This window comes from Pseudomonas sp. B15(2017) (assembly GCF_002113215.1).
Lineage (GTDB): Bacteria > Pseudomonadota > Gammaproteobacteria > Pseudomonadales > Pseudomonadaceae > Aquipseudomonas.
Map to the genome: position 1 here is coordinate 74,584 of NZ_NEJZ01000003.1, position 16,658 is coordinate 91,241.

The window sequence follows — 16,658 nt, forward strand, 5'->3', positions numbered from 1 at the left end:
CCGCAAGGCACCCCGACAAACCCCGGAGAAATCCGGGGTTTGTCGTTTCTGGCGACCCCGCTATCATTCGCCGCATCTTCCGGGGGATTTGACTGATGCTTAATGGCCTGTGGCTTGGCTTCTTCATCGTGGCAGCCGTTTCGGCACTGGGACAATGGCTGATCGGCGGTAACGCCGGAATCTTCGCGGCGATGGTGGAAAGCATTTTTGCCATGGCCAAGCTGTCGGTCGAAGTCATGGTGCTGCTGTTCGGCACGCTGACCCTGTGGCTGGGTTTTCTGCGCATCGCCGAGAAGGCCGGCATCGTCGAATGGCTGGCCAAGGTGCTCGGGCCACTGTTCCTGCGGCTGATGCCGGAGGTGCCGGCAGGTCACCCGGCGCTGGGCCTGATCACCCTGAACTTCGCCGCCAACGGCCTTGGCCTGGACAACGCCGCCACGCCGATCGGCCTCAAGGCCATGAAGGCGCTGCAGGAGCTCAACCCCAGCTCGACCATCGCCAGCAACGCGCAGATCCTGTTCCTGGTGCTCAACGCCTCGTCCCTGACCCTGCTGCCGGTGACGATTTTCATGTACCGCGCCCAGCAAGGCGCGCCGGACCCGACGCTGGTGTTCCTGCCGATCCTGCTGGCCACCAGTTGCTCGACCATTGTCGGCTTCCTGTCAGTGGCGTTCATGCAGCGCCTGCGTGTGTGGGACCCGGTGGTGCTGGCTTACCTGATTCCCGGTGCGCTGATTCTCGGCGGCTTCATGGCGCTGCTCGCGACGATGTCGGCCACCGCGCTGGCGGGGCTGTCATCGATTCTCGGCAACCTGACGCTGTTCGGCCTGATCATGCTGTTCCTGGTGATCGGCGCATTGCGCAAGGTGAAGGTCTACGAGGCCTTTGTCGAAGGGGCGAAGGAAGGTTTCGACGTTGCCAAGAGCCTGCTGCCGTATCTGGTGGCGATGCTGTGCGCGATCGGCGTATTGCGTGCCTCAGGTGCGCTGGATTTCGGTCTCGACGGCATTCGCCATCTGGTGGAGTGGGCAGGGTGGGACACGCGTTTCGTCGATGCGCTGCCGACCGCCATGGTCAAACCGTTCTCCGGCAGCGCCGCCCGGGCGATGCTGATCGAAACCATGAAGACCTCGGGCGTGGACAGTTTCCCGGCGCTGGTGGCGGCGACAATCCAGGGCAGCACCGAGACCACGTTCTACGTGCTGGCGGTGTACTTCGGCGCGGTGGGCATCCAGCGGGCGCGACATGCCGTGGGATGCGCGCTGCTGGCCGAGCTGGCGGGCGTGCTCGGCGCTATCGGCGTCTGCTACTGGTTCTTCGGTTAAACACAAATCTCGAATATGGAGCCTCAAGGTCTGGGTTGTTGCGCAAACTGCTGGCCTTGCTGAACGGTCCATGCCACAACTTTCGCGGTGAGGCGATCACTGGCCTGTCCAAACCCGGCCACCACCGCCGGCACCTGCACATCACTCAACGGCTGACGCTCTTCAAAGCGCTGGCTGGCGAGAATCTTCTGGTCATAACCGCGCACCAGCAACGCATCGACCCGCACCACGACGCTGGCCTGATTGCCCTGGTACTCGGTCTGAAACGCTTGCAGGCTGCCGCCCAGCTCCAGGTCCGCAGCAAAATTGCTGTCATCGGTACTGAGCAACGTCACCCGGCCATCACGCGCAAAGCCATCAAGCAACCGATTACGCACCAGCACCGGCGCCGGATCGCTCCAGCGCGAGGCCTTGTAGCTGCTGATCACATCCCCTTGGGGAATCACCGCGATGCTCGGCCGATTCAGCGCTTCGCTGGCCTGCAGTTTGTTCAGACGCAGCGACCAGTGCCGAGCCGCCGCCGAACCGGCCGAGGCGGGCGCCTGTGCGGCTGGCAAACGGTAGACGTCCAGCGGTTCGGACTTGGGCAGGATCGAGCACGCACTGATCAGCGTGAAGCCGGCGAGGAGGGCGAGGCGAGTCAGCTTCATGGCGTGAACTCCTTGTTCTTGTCACTGCCCAGCAGGTAACCGCTGGGGTTGGCCTCCAGGCGTTGGGAAATGGCGCGCAGCGAGTTCAGGGTTTCACGCAGTTCGCGGATCGCCGGGGCCAGACCGTTAAGGCCCTGCATGCCGCTGTCGAGGGAATTCTGGTTCTTGCTGAGCAGGCCGTTGATGGTGGCGCTGCTTTGCTCCAGGGACTTCATCGCCTGCTCGGCGCTGCCCAAGGCCTGCTTGCCCTGATCGTTGAGCAAACCGTTGGCGTTACGCATCAGCGCAGACGTCTGTTCGAGCATGTTGCCGGCCTGTTTGCCGACCGTCGCCAGTTGCTGCATGGCCTGACGCAGGTCGCCACGCTGATCGTTGATCGAGCCGGTGGTCTGCTCCAGATGCTCGAGGGTTTTGCTCACGCGCTCGATGTTGTCGGCGGAGAACATCTGATTGGCGTTGCTCAGCAGCGTGCTGACCCCGCTCATCAGGTCATTGCTGTCATTGAGCAGCCGCGAAATGGGCGAGGGCGATGCGACGATGGTCGGCAGGTTGCCGTCGTGGCCCTTGAGTTTCGGGCTCTCTGGCGTGCCTCCGCTGAGCTGGATGATCGAGGTGCCGGTGATCCCGGCCAGGGCCAGTTTGGCCTGGGTGTCTTCCTTGACCGGCGTGTCACCCGCCAGACGAATCCGTGCCAGCACCCGGCGCGGGTCCTTCGGGTCGAGGCGCAGGCTGACCACGTCGCCGACCTTGATTCCGCTGTACTGCACCGGACTGCCCCGGGACAGGCCGCTGACCGCTTCGTTGAAGACGATTTCGTAATCCTTGAACTCGGTGTCGACGCTGGACTTGGCCAGCCACAGACCGAAGAGCAGGGCGCCCGCCACCACAATCACCGTGAACAGGCCGATCAACACATGATGGGCTCGGGTTTCCATGTCAGACCTCGTTGAGCTGTTTGGCGGCGTCCAGCGCCGAGCGGCCGCGAGGGCCGTGGAAGTATTCGTGAATCCACGCGTCGTCGGTTTCCGAGACCACATCGATGGGACCGGCCACCAGCACCTTCTTCTGCGCGAGTACCGCGACGCGGTCGGTGATGGTGTAGAGCGTGTCGAGGTCGTGGGTCACCAGAAACACGCTCAGGCCGAGCGCGTCGCGCAGGGTCAGGATCAATTGGTCGAACTGCGCCGCGCCAATCGGATCGAGGCCGGCGGTGGGTTCGTCGAGAAACAGGATGTCCGGGTCCAGCGCCAGCGCCCGGGCCAGTGCCGCACGCTTGATCATGCCGCCGGACAGCGAGGCGGGGTATTTGTCCGCCGCCGACAGCGGCAGCCCGGCCAGCGCCAGCTTCACCGCCGCCAGATGCTCGGCGTCATCGCGGCTCAGACCGGCGTGTTCAATAAGCGGCAGGGCGACGTTCTCGGTCACCGTCAACGATGAGAACAGCGCGCCTTTCTGGAACAGCACACCGAAACGCCGTTCAATCAACGAACGCTCATGCTCCGCCAGGCTCGGCAGGTTCTGACCGAACACCTTGACCACGCCCTCGCTCGGTTGGCGCAAGCCGACGATGCTGCGCAGCAGCACCGATTTACCGCTGCCGGAGCCGCCGACCACGGCCAGGATCTCGCCCTTGTATAAGTCGAGGTCGAGGTTCTCGTGCACGCTCTGGCGGCCGAAGCGATTGCACAGGCCACGGACTTCGATCACCGCCTCGGAGGGCGCGCGGGGTAGACGACTCACCAGCCCATCTCCATGAAAAACAGCGCGGCGACCGCGTCGAGCACGATCACCACGAAAATCGATTGCACCACGCTCGAAGTGGTGTGGGCGCCGACCGATTCGGCGCTACCGCTGACCTTGAAGCCCTCCAGACAACCGATGGCGGCAATCAGGAAGGCAAAGATCGGGGCTTTGACCAGGCCCACCAGGAAATGTTGAATCCCTATGTCGCTTTGCAGCAGCGACAGGAACATCGCCGGCGAAATATCCAGCGACACCGCGCAGACCACCGCGCCGCCGACGATCCCGCAGATCATCGCCAGAAAGGTCAGCATCGGCAGCGCCACCAGCAGCGCCAGCACCCGCGGCACCACCAGCAATTCCATGGGGTCGAGGCCGAGTGTGCGGATCGCGTCGATTTCTTCGTTGGCCTTCATCGAGCCGATCTGCGCGGTAAAGGCACTGGCGGTACGGCCGGCCATCAGGATCGCCGTGAGCAACACGCCGAATTCCCGCAGGAATGCAAAACCCACCAGATCCACGGTGAACACGCTGGCACCGAAACTGGCCAGCACCGTCGCCCCGAGAAACGCCACCACGGCGCCCACCAGAAAGGTCAGCAACGCGACGATGGGCGCGGCGTCGAGGCCGGTCTGTTCGATATGGGCGATCATCGGCGTAATCCGCCAGCGCCTGGGCCGGAACAGACTGCGAGCGATGGTTTCGAGGATCAGGCCGACGAAGCCGAGCAGTTGCAGCGTGTCTTGCCAGACCGCGTCGACAGCCCGGCCGATGCGCGTCAGCAATTGCACGCTGACGCTGATTTCCGGTTCCTTGATCGGCACGCAGAAGTCGGTCAGCGAGCGATACACGGTTTGCAGCAAGGCGCGGTCGGCGCTGGAAAGCGTGCAATCGGGGTGTTCGGCGGACTTGCCCAGCCGCTCCGAGCCGAGCAGTTCCACCAGCAGCGACGCGCCGGCGGTGTCGAGGGCGCCGAGACCGTTGAGATCGATGGGCGTGTTGGCGTCGTACTGGCCGTGGAGCGTTTCGCTCAGTTGCTTGAGGTCGGCGTAATGGGCAAGCGTCCAGTCCCCGGTAACCCGCAGGCGGGCAGGGGTGATCGAGGTGTCCAGGCGGGCACTGCCGGTCATTGGGCTGCTGGTCATAAGCTCCGGGCTTGTTCGGCTGAATACGCTGGCATACGTAATAGCACGAACCCGGTTACTTTTCTTTGGTCGGTGTGCTGTCCTTGACCTCGAAGCGCAGCACGCCGATCACCTGACCGTCTTCGGTCAACACCCGCACCTGCCATTTGCCCGCCGGGTTGCCGGGGAAATTCTGTTTGTGGGTCCAGGCCCGATAGCCTTCCTTGCGCCCGCCGTGGATATCGAGGGCGATGCGGTCGACCTCTTTACCGTTGAACTGCCACACGTGATAAATCCGCTCATCGAGCCCGCGCGGCGCGTTGATTGCGGTGTAGGCATATAGCCCGCCGCCACGGATCTGCTCGGCGCTGACTTCCTTGAGGCTGTCGCCCGGAACCCGGTCCTGCACCTGAGTGCTGATCGCCACGTCAGTCATCCACAGCGTTGCCGGTGGCACCCACGAACGCAGGACCCAGCCCACACCGCCGATCCCGATGGTGATGCTGAGGATCGCCAGCGCATTGCGCACAGTGCGGATCGGGAAGATCGACGCCAGGCTCGGGAACGACAGCACCACCGCAATCCCCAGCGCCCATTTGAAACTCTGCGAGGTAGTCAGGTGCATGATCACCGGCAGCGCCGTGAGCAGGGCGGCGAAAAGGGTCAGGGTGTGCAGCGCGAGAAACGCCCAGCGCCTTGGCGCCAGCCACTTGTAGTAGAGCGGGTCGATGATCGAAATCAGCGCCGCGATGCACAGCAGCCCGGTGAAAAACAGCTGGCCGCTGTTCCAGGTGGTGGTGATGAAGAAGAACGGCAGGACGAAAAACAGGCTTTCCTGGTGGATCATCTGCGTCGCGTAACGCAGCAGCGGCTGGGGGATTTCCCGTTTGAAGATCCGCGTGAACAGCTGGGTCAGGCTGTTTTCCAGCATCAGCCAGATCCAGCTCAGCAGCATGATCGTGGTGATCCAGCTCGCCAGCCCCTGTTGCCGGTCGACCAGAATGAAACTGCCGACCCCGGAGATGAATCCGCCGAGCGCAATAACCCCGGGGTAGCGCTTCATCAGTTCGAGAATGCGCTGGATCAGGAGGGTCAATTTAGACATGTGGGCGGTTCACGACTGGATAGGAAAAAACCTCGACAGAGTAGCGCCCGCCGGGCCGCGTGGCGAGGCTGCCGGTCAATCCGGATGCACGGACTTGCGCCGATGCAGGCGCCAGCCGAGCAGAATCAGCACCAGCACGCCCAATCCGCCCGCCAGCAGCCACAACACCTGATCGTCGCTGAGCAGCGGTTTCTCGATGCGCAGATAACCCGGTTGCAGCAGCAACTCGCGCATGGCCTTGTTCGCCGCCTCCAGCGTCACACCTTGCAGCTCCCGCGCAGGATCGGCGAAGCGACCATCCTCGTAGTCGCCCAGGGCGCTCCAGTAATAGTCGGCCAAGGCGCTGGTGCCTTGCACGGCCCAGGCCTGATGGGCGATGGCGGCTTGTTTCAAGCGATTGAAGGTGTCGGCATCGAGGCCGTTTTTCAGCAGGTCGGCCTTGAGGTCTTCCAGCACTTGTTCGGCTTCGGCAATGTCAGCGCGATCCAGATCGGCGTTCAGGCTCATGAAGCCGACACCGCCAAACACTTCGCGCTCGGCCCACGGCCCGTAGGACAAACCGTGGTTCAGGCGCAATTGGCGGTACAGCGCCCACTCCAGGTATTCCTTGAGCAGATCGAAGGTTTCGTCGTACTGATCGTCCAGCACCGGCTCCGGCACCAGCCAGTGCAGCTTGGCGCTGTTGCCGATGAAGCCGCGCGTGATCGTGCGTTCGTGAGCGGCACTGGCGCGGATGTCCGGCAACGGACGGTGTTCGCTCGGTTCGACCGCTTCGAGCGCGCCCCACGCCCGTTCCAGATAGGCTGGCAGCAGTTTGTCGAGGTCACCGACGACGATCAGGGTCATGTTGTTCGGCGCGTACCAGGCCTTGCGTACTTTCTCCAGTTGTTCGCGGGTCAGGCCATCGACCTCGGCCCGCTGCGGGCATTTGAGGCCCAGTTCGACCGCCAGTTGATTGCTGGCGGTGTGGCCCAGATCCTGCCGATCGAGAAAGCGTTGCAGCCGGGTGTAATGACCGCCGTCCTCGCGCTCGACCACCCGTTTGGCGGCGTTGATCGCGTTGTCGTCGAAGCGGGTCTGGGTCAGCAGGTCCAGCAGCAGATCGAGGACCTTGCGCTGGTTTTTCGCCGGGGCTTCGATGACGAAGGTGGTGTCGGCGTTGCTGGTGAAGGCGTTCCAGTCACCGCCGAGGGCCTGCATGCGCTCTTCGAGGCCACCTTCGCCGGTGGCGTCGATGCCGCTGAACAGCAAGTGTTCGAGCAGGTGCGGCAGCTCCTTTTCATTGCAATCGAAGTCGTCGAGCCCGACACCGATCACCAGGCGGATCGCCACGTGCCCACGCTCGGTGCCAGGCTTGAGCAGCAACTGCAAACCATTGGGCAACGCATAGCCTTCGACCTGAAAACGATCCAGGGCGAAGGCGGGCAGGGAACCGAGCAACAGACAGGCGAACAACAGGCAACGCATAACGAGCTTCCATACGGCTGAATTGGAGATCCGTGTCGTCAGTCAGATCGCTTTCGCGAGCAAGTTCGCTCCCACATTTGAAATGCATTCCTTTGTGGGAGCGAGCTTGCTCGCGAAGGCGCCCTGGAGACTGAACTCTGAGTTACTGACTGACCACAACCCCAGACGTTCAAGGCGAATGCGTGATGTCTGCCATATCGTCCGCCGCCAACGCGCCGGTATCGGAAGTTTCCAGCACCACGTAGGCACTGCTGCAGAACAGCGAGTTCAGGCGTTTCATGTCGGCAATCAACTCCAGGTGCAACGAACTGGTCTCGATACTCTGCACGACCTTACGTTGCAACCGGCTGACATGGGCGTGGGCCAGACGCCGTTCCTGTGCGCGAAAACGACGTTTCTCGCGCAGCAACTGACGGGCGCTTTCCTTGTCGCCGCTGAGGAACACGGACAATCCCAGCCGCAGATTGGCGATCAATTGCTGCTGCAGACCGGCCAGTTCTTCCAGCCCGTCCTCGGAAAACGACCGGCGTTGCGAAGTCTTCTGCTGCTGCACTTTGCGCAGCATGCGTTCAATCAGGTCGCTGGCGAGTTTGAGGTTGATCGCAAGCTCAATGATCTCCGCCCAGCGCCGACTGTCCTGTTCGCCGAGATCTTCACGGGGCATCTGCGCCAGATACAGCTTGATCGCGCTGTACAGCGCTTCGACGTCATCGGTCAGCTTGCGCATTTCCTGGGTGACGGCGGTCTGCTTGCCGCGCAACACGTCGAGGGTCGCGTCGAGCATGTTGTCGATCAGGTCGCCAATGCGCAGGGTTTCCCGGGCAGCGTTGGCCAGCGCCAGGCTCGGCGTGACCAATGCCGTCGCATCCAGATGACGCGGCTTGGCGGTACCGTTGACCTCCGGGCGCTCCGGGAGCAGCCAGGCGCACAGCCGCGCCATCGGCCCGACGCTCGGCAGCAGGATCAGGCAGCGCGCGGTGTTGTAGAGCAGATGGAAGCCGATGACCATTTCCTGCGGGCTGAAATCCAGGCTGTCGATCCAGTGCACCAGTGGGTCGAGTACCGGAATGATCAACAGCAACCCGATCAGTTTGTACAGCAGACTGCCCAGCGCCACTTGCCGGCCGGCGGCGTTCTGCATGCTGGTGCTCATGAACGCCAGCACGCCGCTGCCGATGTTGGCGCCGATCACCAGACCGATCGCCACCGGCAGACTGATCACCGCAGCGCCGGCGAGCGTGGCGGTCAGCAGCACGGCGGCGAGGCTTGAGTAGGAAATCATCGCGAACAGCGCGCCGACCAGGGCGTCGAGCAGGATATCGCCGGTCAGCGAGGCGAAAATCACCTTCACCCCTTGGGCATGGGTGATCGGCGCGGCGGCCTCGACGATCAATTGCAGCGCCAGAATGATCAGCCCCAACCCGATGGCCACGCGGCCCATCTGCCCGAGCCGCGTCTGTTTGCGCGACAGAAAGAAAATCACCCCGAGGAAAATCAGCAGTGGCGACAGCCACGACAGATCGAACGTCAGCACCCGCGCCATCAGCGCCGTACCGACGTCGGCACCCAGCATGGTCGCCAGGGCCGGGGTCAACGCCATCAGGCCCTGACCGACGAAAGACGTCACGAGCATGGCGGTGGCGTTACTGCTCTGCACCATCGCGGTGACGACGATGCCGGCGACAAAGGCCAGCCAGCGCCTGGACATGTTCTGGCCGATCACGTGGCGCAGATTGGTGCCGTACACCCGCAGGATGCCGGTTCGAACGATGTGCGTGCCCCAGATCAACAGGGCCACGGCAGAGAGCAGATTGAGCAGGGTGAGCATGCAGACCCCCCGTAATAGCAGCGCCCCAGAGGGGCAAGTTGACGGTACCGCGCAATTTCTACGTTCTGATACTTAAGCTGTAGTTGGCTAACGGTCTGGGCGCCAGCATTGCACAGCTAAAGCGGGGATTGAAACAAAAGTGTCATGAAAACAGATTCACGCGGCCATGAAAAAAGGGCCCGAAGGCCCTTTGATCTTTCGTGCAATGTTCGGGTTACTGACCCGGAATATCCTTGCGCAGTTTCACCGGATCCTGCTGTTTCTTCTTGCGGGCAATCGCGGTACGCATCTTGATGTTGATCGCTTCGACCGCCAGCGAGAACGCCATGGCGAAGTAGACGTAGCCTTTCGGTACGTGCACGTCGAACGACTCGGCGATCAGCACGGTGCCGACCACCAGCAGGAACGACAGCGCGAGCATTTTCAGCGACGGGTGCTTGTCGATGAATTCGCTGATCTTGCCCGAGGCCGCCATCATCACCAGTACCGCAACGATAATCGCCGCAACCATCACCGGCACATGAGACACCATGCCAACCGCCGTGATGACCGAGTCCAGCGAAAACACGATGTCGATGATCGCGATCTGGATGATGGTGTAGAGGAAGTTGCCGCCCTTGCCCGAAGGCTCGTCGCCGGCTTCGTCTTCACCTTCCAGCGCGTGGTACATCTCCTGGGAGCTTTTCCACAGCAGGAACAGGCCACCGAAGAACAGGATCAGGTCGCGACCGGAAATGCCCTGGCCGAACACTTCGAACAGGTCGGCGGTGAGGCGCATGACCCAGGTGATCGACAGCAGCAGCAGGATCCGCGTGATCATGGCCAGGCCAAGACCGAAGATCCGGGTGCGCTGCTGCATGTGTTTGGGCATGCGGCTGACCAGGATCGAAATCATGATGATGTTATCGATGCCCAGGACGATCTCCAGGGCGGTCAGGGTGAAGAAGGCAACCCAGATCTCAGGGTTGGTCAGCCATTCCATGTGTATTCCTTTGAGCGAGTGTTAAACCAGGACGCCAGCAATCAGCTGGCGTCTTGGTGAGTTTGGTGCCGTTACAACGTGCTGAACAGCGGGAAAGTCCCCAACAGCAAGGCGGCGACCAGTATGCACAGGCAGACCAGCACTGCCCACTTCAGGGTGAAACGCTGGTGATCGCCGAACTCGATGCCCGCCAGTGCGACCAGCAGGTACGTTGACGGCACCAGTGGGCTCAGCAGGTGAACCGGTTGACCGACGATCGAGGCACGGGCCATTTCCACTGCGGTGATGCCGTAATGGCTGGCCGCTTCCGACAGCACCGGCAGCACACCGTAGTAGAACGCGTCGTTCGACATGAAGAACGTGAACGGCATGCTCACCAGCGCCGTGATCACCGCCAGGTACGGGCCGAGGAAATCAGGGATCACCGCCAGCAGGCTTTTCGACATCGCGTCGACCATGCCGGTGCCCGACAGGATACCGGTGAAAATGCCCGCCGCGAAGATCAGACTGACCACCGACAGCACGCTGCCGGCGTGGGCCGCGACGCGATCTTTCTGCATTTGCAGGCAAGGGTAGTTGACGATCATGGCAATACTGAACGCCACCATGAACAGCACCGGCAGCGGCAGCAGGCCGGCGATCAGGGTGCACATCAGGGCCAGGGTCAGCAGACCGTTGAACCAGATCAGTTTCGGACGGCGGGCATCCGGGAATTGCGAGACGCTGATTTCGCTGTGATCGATTTCGTCGCCGATCAGGTGCAGCTCACCCAGACGCGCACGCTCACGTTTGCCATAGAAGTAGGCAATGATCAGGATCGCCACCACACCGGCAGCCATCGCCGGGATCATCGGCACGAAAATGTCCGACGGGTCCACATGCAGCGCACTCGCGGCACGGGCGGTCGGGCCACCCCATGGCGTCATGTTCATCACGCCGCCGGCGAGGATGATCAGGCCGGCCATGATCCGCGGGCTCATGCCGATGCGGCTGTACAGCGGCAGCATGGCGGCCACGCAGATCATGTAAGTGGTCGCGCCGTCACCATCGAGGGAAACGACGAGCGCCAGTACGGCGGTGCCGACCGAAACTTTCAGCGGGTCGCCCTTGACCAGTTTGAGGATCTTGCGCACGGCCGGGTCGAACAGGCCGGAGTCGATCATCAGGGCGAAATACAGAATCGCGAACATCAGCATCACGCCGGTCGGCGCAAGCTTGGTAATACCTTCGAGCATCATCGGGCCGATCTTCGGGGCGAAACCACCGAACAAGGCGAACAGGATCGGGATGATGATCAGAGCGATCAGCGCAGACAGGCGCTTGGTCATGATCAGGAACATGAACGTGATGACCATGGCGAAGCCAAGGAAAGTCAGCATGGGAATACTCCAGGCGTAGCGCGGCTAGGTAAGTGAGCGGATCGGGCGGGATCAGCGCAGAACGGGAAGCACGAGACGTACGGGCGGAGTTGCAGCGAGGAGGCGGGTTGCAGAGGACATCAGAATCACCATTGTTGTTGTTAATTGGGCCTGTCGTGCGAGCAATCACACGCATTGGCCAACCGGTCTGTTGCCGGTAGTGGCGGCGATCCTAATGGGGCAACCTTTCAGCCAGCTTTCGCAGCTGAAAGCTTCGATGCGAACGACCAACCGGCCGTCGGATGCGACTGGAGTCAATGAACACGGGAAGCGGAGGGCAGGTCGATGACTGAATTACACAGCGGTGCCTGCCATTGCGGACATATCCGCTATCAGTTCAGCGGAGCGTTTCACGACATCGCCGACTGTCATTGTTCGATCAGTAAAGAAACCATCTGATCAAAAAACAGACAGGTCCAGCGGCCGCATTGCGCCCATCCAGATCGCGTGTTCGGTGTGATCGAGCAAGTCATCGCCGGTGTCCGGGTGCAGGAACACCACCAACCCCTTGCGATTGAGCGCCAGCCACGGCAGCACATCGCCGATCAACTCCGGGCCGAAGGCCAGCTGGCAGCTCCAGTCCGGGTGCGGGCCGACCGGACGTTCATGCACGCGGCCCATCTTCAATGGAAACAGCGTTGCCGCCTGCTCACACAGCGCTCGCGCCTGTTCGATCGTGCTGGCGTCGTAATAAACGTGGGCGTGATAACCCTTGATCGTCTGCATCGCAAACCCTCTGTATCGATTCGAACCCTTGGCGTTGGCCGTATGTCACACGCCATACAAGGGAAAACAAAAGGGATCTCAGCCATGAAAAATGCCGAAACCCCGGTGGTAAAAGTGGTGCTCTATGGTGCCATGAGTAGCCTGGGCAGCGCGTTGATGGCTGAACTGCTGCGCCGCCAGCACGAAGTCATCGCGATCCTCGACGATCTGACGGCGCTCGCGCCACGGCCGGGGCTGCGCACCAAAAGCGGCGACCTGCTGGACGCCGAACGGGTCCATCAGAGCGTGGCCGGCAGCTCGGTGGTGATCTGCCTGCTCAATGCACCGGGCCTACCGTTGAGCAGCGATCATGTCGAGAAATCCATAGTGCTGGGGCCGGTGGAACAGGTCCTGGCGGTGGATGCGTTGATCGACGGGTTGCAGGCGGCGAACGTCTCGCGGCTGTTTGTAATTGGCGAATTCGAAGCACTGGACGATCCGGAAAACGCCGAGCCGTTGCAACGCCACGCCGCCAAGGAAATACGCGAAGCCCTGCAAAGCAGCCCGCTGCACTGGACGCTGGTCAATGCACCGCGCAGTGTGGCCGGGCTGACAATCGAGCATTTCAGTCAGGTCGGCCGCGCGCTTGAACCGGGTCTCGCCGAGCCGCTGGAGCGCCTGAACCGGGTGGCGGTGGGGATTTCCGATGAGCTGCGGTTGAATCTGCATCTGCGTCAGCACGTGGATTTTGTTGCGGCTTCCTGATCCGTTACACAGCAATCGAGGGCAACGGCAGTCCAGCCAGGGACTCGGCGCTGCTGGCCTGTTCGGCCATCAGCCAATCCACGAACGTCTGGATCAATGCTCCCCGGCGTTTGCGCTGCGGCAACACCACGTAATAACCGAGGCGCGACAGAGTGGTCTCGGCGATCGGCCGGCACAACAGCCCTTGGGTTAATAAGTTATCCACAAGGTGCCGCCAGCCGATCGCCACGCCCTGACCGCCAATCGCCGCTTGGATCAGCAAGGTGTAATTGTCGAAGCGCAGCTGGCCCGGGGCCGGCGGTGTAATGATGTTCAGCGCGCGGAACAGGCCACTCCAGTTGAACCAGTTGCTGCTGTTTTCTCCACGCAGGTGCAGCAGCGGAAACTCCATCAATGCTTGGGCCGGCAAGGGCAGGGCGCGATCCCTGAGCAACTGCGGGCTGCACACGGGAAACACTTCTTCGCTGAACAGCCAGTGACTTTCGCCCTGCTTGAAGCGACCGTCGCCGAACAGCACGGCAACGTCGATATCCGGGCGCAGCATATTGTGATTGCGCTCGCTGGTAACCAGGCTCACGTCGACCTGTGGATAAGCCTCATGGAAACGGTGCAGACGTGGCATCAGCCAATACGCGGCGAAGGCGAAATCGGTGGCGACCTGCAGCACTTCATGTTGCTGCTGTGTGCTGATTGCACTCAATCCTGCGTCGATATTCTGCAAACCGAGGGTAACCTGCTCGAACAGGATCGAGCCGACCTCGGTCAGTTCGATGCCTCGGTAGATGCGATCGAACAGCCGCGTTCCAAGCTGTTCCTCCAGGTGTTTGATTTGCTGACTGATAGCCGGTTGGGTGGTCCCGAGTTCCACCGCCGCAGCGGTAAAACTGCGATGACGGGCCGCCACCTCGAAGGCGCGCAGCAGATCCAGCGACAAATCACCGAGGGCTTCATACATAAGCTGTGCTTATCCTAGTCATTGTCCGGCGCGGGCTTTACCGGATATTGCGTGGAATCCATGCTCAATCGCAGCAATGTCGCATAAATATTCACTATGGAATGCCGCAATCACATGAAGCGCAAGAACATTCTTTTCATCATGGCCGATCAAATGGCCGCGCCAATGTTGCCGTTCTACGGCCAGTCGCCCATCAAACTGCCGAATCTCAGCCGCCTCGCCGAACAAGGCGTGGTGTTCGATGCCGCGTATTGCAACAGCCCGCTGTGCGCGCCGTCGCGTTTCACCCTGGTCAGTGGCCAGTTGCCGAGCAAGATCGGCGCCTACGACAATGCCGCCGATTTCCCCGCCGACATCCCCACGTACGCCCATTACCTGCGCCGCCTCGGTTACCGCACCGCGCTGTCGGGCAAGATGCACTTCTGCGGCCCCGATCAACTGCACGGTTACGAAGAGCGCCTGACCAGCGATATCTACCCCGCCGACTACGGCTGGGCGGTGAACTGGGACGAGCCCGACGTACGGCCGAGCTGGTATCACAACATGTCGTCGGTGCTGCAGGCCGGGCCGTGCGTGCGCACCAATCAGCTCGACTTCGACGAAGAGGTGGTGTTCAAGGCGCAGCAATACCTGTTCGATCACATCCGCGAGGACGGCGACCAGCCGTTCTGCCTGACCGTGTCGATGACTCACCCCCACGACCCGTACACGATTCCCAAGGCGTTCTGGGATTTGTACGACGATGCGGATATCCCGCTTCCGACGACGCCGGATCAGCATTCTCTTGATCCGCACTCCCAGCGCCTGCTCAAAGTCTACGACCTGTGGGACAAGCCGCTGCCTGTGGATAAAATCCGCGACGCACGCCGTGCATACTTCGGTGCTTGCAGCTATATCGACGCCAACGTCGGCAAACTCCTGCAAACCCTTGAAGATTGTGGGCTGATGGACGACACCGTCATCGTGTTCTCCGGTGACCACGGCGACATGCTGGGAGAGAAAGGCCTCTGGTACAAAATGCACTGGTTCGAAATGGCCGCGCGCGTGCCCCTGTTGATCAGTGCACCCGGACAGTTCAAATCCGGCCGTGTCAGCGCCGCTGTGTCCACCGCCGATCTGCTGCCGACCTTCGTAGAACTGGCGGGCGGCAGCCTGGAACCGAACCTGCCGCTGGACGGCCGTTCGCTGGTGCCGCACCTGCAAGGGCAGGGCGGTCACGACGAAGTGTTTGGCGAATACATGGCCGAGGGTACCGTCAGTCCACTGATGATGATTCGTCGTGGCGCCTTCAAATTTATCTACAGCGAAACCGACCCTTGCCTACTCTTCGATGTGGATAACGATCCACGCGAACAGGAAGAACTCAGCCAATCACCGCAACATCGCCAGCTGTTCGACGATTTTCTTGCCGAAGCGCGGGCCAAGTGGGACATCCCGGCGATCCACCGCGATGTTCTTGCAAGCCAGCGGCGTCGGCGTTTCGTTGCCGAGGCACTGACGATCGGCAAGCTGAAGAGCTGGGATCACCAGCCGCTGGTGGACGCCAGTCAACAGTACATGCGCAACCACATCGACCTCGATGACCTGGAGCGCAAGGCCCGTTATCCACAACCCTGCCAAAACCAATAACGTTAAGGGGAAGTCCATGGTCAAGTTATCCACAGTCGTGACGGTCAGTCTGCTGGCACTGGGCAGCGCATCCGCGTTCGCCGAGAGCTGCGACACGGTGAAAATGGCCGATCCCGGCTGGAGCGACATCGCTGCGACCAACGCCATCACCGGGTTTCTGCTGGATGGCATGGGCTACAAGGCCAAGGTCGACACCCTCGCGGTGCCGATCACCTTCGGTGGGTTGAAGGACGGTCAGGTCGACGTGTTCCTCGGCAACTGGATGCCGGCGCAGCAGGGTTTCTACGACAAGTTCGTCGCCACCGGCGACGTCACGCAACTGGCGAAGAACCTCGACGGCACCGAATTCACCCTGGCCGTGCCGGATTATGTGTGGGATGCGGGTGTGCATAACTTTGCCGACCTGAACAAATTCGCCGACAAGTTCGAGCGCAAGATCTACGGCATCGGCTCCGGCGCGCCGGCGAACATCTCGCTGCAAGAGATCATCAAGAAGAACGACTTCGACATGGGTCAGTGGAAGCTGATCGAGTCCAGCGAACAGGCGATGCTGGCCGAAGTCTCGCGGGCGGTGAAGAAACAGAAATTCGTCACCTTCCTGGGCTGGACCCCGCATCCGATGAACGTGCAGCTGAAAATGCATTACCTCAAGGGCGGCGAGAAATACTTCGGCGACACGGGGAGCGTCTACACCCTGACCCGCAAGGGCTACGCCGAGGCGTGCCCGAATGTGGGTAAATTGCTGACCAATCTTTCGTTCACTCAGGAGATGGAGAACAGCATCATGGCTGAAGTGGTGAACAAGAAGGTCAGCAATGCCGATGCGGCGAAGGCCTGGATCAAGGCAAATCCGGGGGTGTTGGATAAGTGGCTTGATGGTGTGAAAACCGTGGACGGCAAAGATGCGTTGCCGGTCGTAAAAGCCAAACTGTAACTGCGCGGCCGATCGTTCCCACGCTCTGCGT

Annotated in this window: 15 protein-coding genes and 1 pseudogene; 5 read left to right on the forward strand and 11 right to left on the reverse strand. The window is 61.5% G+C overall.

Features of this window, described 5'->3' with window-relative positions; genetic code table 11:
* Positions 1 to 95: 95 nt before the first annotated feature.
* The gene (locus CAF73_RS05850) at positions 96 to 1,325 is read left to right on the forward strand and encodes a nucleoside recognition domain-containing protein (protein WP_085696566.1); all 1,230 of its coding nucleotides are present in this window, start codon (positions 96 to 98) and stop codon (positions 1,323 to 1,325) included.
* 23 nt (positions 1,326 to 1,348) lie between these two features.
* Here CAF73_RS05850 and CAF73_RS05855 read toward each other — a convergent pair whose 3' ends face one another.
* The 9 genes from CAF73_RS05855 to CAF73_RS05895 all read right to left on the reverse strand — a co-directional run bounded on the left by CAF73_RS05855 (position 1,349) and on the right by CAF73_RS05895 (position 11,600).
* Complete coding sequence (locus tag CAF73_RS05855; RefSeq protein ID WP_085702228.1) at positions 1,349 to 1,975, reverse strand: ABC-type transport auxiliary lipoprotein family protein; 627 nt, start codon at positions 1,973 to 1,975, stop codon at positions 1,349 to 1,351.
* Positions 1,972 to 2,910 carry an MlaD family protein gene (locus CAF73_RS05860; protein WP_085696568.1) on the reverse strand — a complete coding sequence of 313 codons (939 nt, stop codon included), beginning with the start codon at positions 2,908 to 2,910 and terminating at the stop codon, positions 1,972 to 1,974. The genes CAF73_RS05855 and CAF73_RS05860 overlap by 4 nt, the downstream gene beginning before the upstream one ends.
* Before the next feature lies 1 nt (position 2,911).
* Complete coding sequence (locus CAF73_RS05865; protein ID WP_085696569.1) at positions 2,912 to 3,715, reverse strand: ABC transporter ATP-binding protein; 804 nt, start codon at positions 3,713 to 3,715, stop codon at positions 2,912 to 2,914.
* Positions 3,712 to 4,860: an ABC transporter permease gene (locus CAF73_RS05870; RefSeq protein WP_085696571.1), complete on the reverse strand. Its 1,149-nt coding sequence runs from the start codon at positions 4,858 to 4,860 to the stop codon at positions 3,712 to 3,714. The genes CAF73_RS05865 and CAF73_RS05870 overlap by 4 nt, the downstream gene beginning before the upstream one ends.
* 55 nt (positions 4,861 to 4,915) lie before the next feature.
* The gene (locus tag CAF73_RS05875; protein WP_085696573.1) at positions 4,916 to 5,944 is read right to left on the reverse strand and encodes a DUF5924 family protein; all 1,029 of its coding nucleotides are present in this window, start codon (positions 5,942 to 5,944) and stop codon (positions 4,916 to 4,918) included.
* A gap of 75 nt (positions 5,945 to 6,019) precedes the next feature.
* Positions 6,020 to 7,411: a pitrilysin family protein gene (locus CAF73_RS05880; protein ID WP_085696574.1), complete on the reverse strand. Its 1,392-nt coding sequence runs from the start codon at positions 7,409 to 7,411 to the stop codon at positions 6,020 to 6,022.
* Between the two features lie 169 nt (positions 7,412 to 7,580).
* Positions 7,581 to 9,239, reverse strand: coding sequence for a Na/Pi cotransporter family protein (locus tag CAF73_RS05885; RefSeq protein ID WP_085696576.1), 1,659 nt, complete (start codon positions 9,237 to 9,239; stop codon positions 7,581 to 7,583).
* A 214-nt stretch (positions 9,240 to 9,453) separates the two neighbouring features.
* Positions 9,454 to 10,221 (reverse strand): TerC family protein, encoded by a 768-nt coding sequence (locus tag CAF73_RS05890; protein ID WP_085696577.1) that lies wholly within the window; start codon positions 10,219 to 10,221, stop codon positions 9,454 to 9,456.
* Between the two features lie 71 nt (positions 10,222 to 10,292).
* On the reverse strand, positions 10,293 to 11,600 hold the full coding sequence (locus CAF73_RS05895) for a CitMHS family transporter (protein WP_007954069.1): 1,308 nt from the start codon (positions 11,598 to 11,600) through the stop codon (positions 10,293 to 10,295).
* A 324-nt stretch (positions 11,601 to 11,924) separates the two neighbouring features.
* Here CAF73_RS05895 and CAF73_RS05900 point away from each other — a divergent pair.
* Positions 11,925 to 12,026, forward strand: a pseudogene (locus CAF73_RS05900) (GFA family protein); the annotation flags it as partial.
* A gap of 12 nt (positions 12,027 to 12,038) precedes the next feature.
* Here CAF73_RS05900 and CAF73_RS05905 read toward each other — a convergent pair.
* Positions 12,039 to 12,365: a DOPA 4,5-dioxygenase family protein gene (locus tag CAF73_RS05905; RefSeq protein ID WP_085696579.1), complete on the reverse strand. Its 327-nt coding sequence runs from the start codon at positions 12,363 to 12,365 to the stop codon at positions 12,039 to 12,041.
* 84 nt (positions 12,366 to 12,449) lie between these two features.
* Here CAF73_RS05905 and CAF73_RS05910 point away from each other — a divergent pair, with 84 nt between their 5' ends.
* On the forward strand, positions 12,450 to 13,109 hold the full coding sequence (locus CAF73_RS05910; RefSeq protein WP_085702229.1) for an NAD(P)-dependent oxidoreductase: 660 nt from the start codon (positions 12,450 to 12,452) through the stop codon (positions 13,107 to 13,109).
* Positions 13,110 to 13,113: 4 nt separating this feature from the next.
* On the opposite strand, the gene CAF73_RS05915 is transcribed toward CAF73_RS05910, so the two are convergent.
* Entirely contained in the window at positions 13,114 to 14,064 is a 951-nt protein-coding gene (locus CAF73_RS05915) for a LysR family transcriptional regulator (RefSeq protein ID WP_085702230.1), read from the reverse strand.
* Between the two features lie 114 nt (positions 14,065 to 14,178).
* Between CAF73_RS05915 and betC the strand changes: the two genes are divergently transcribed.
* Both betC and choX read left to right on the forward strand, forming a co-directional pair.
* Positions 14,179 to 15,693 carry a choline-sulfatase gene (gene betC, locus CAF73_RS05920; protein WP_085702231.1) on the forward strand — a complete coding sequence of 505 codons (1,515 nt, stop codon included), beginning with the start codon at positions 14,179 to 14,181 and terminating at the stop codon, positions 15,691 to 15,693.
* Between the two features lie 16 nt (positions 15,694 to 15,709).
* Complete coding sequence (gene choX / locus CAF73_RS05925) at positions 15,710 to 16,627, forward strand: choline ABC transporter substrate-binding protein (protein WP_085702232.1); 918 nt, start codon at positions 15,710 to 15,712, stop codon at positions 16,625 to 16,627.
* Positions 16,628 to 16,658 lie beyond the last annotated feature (31 nt).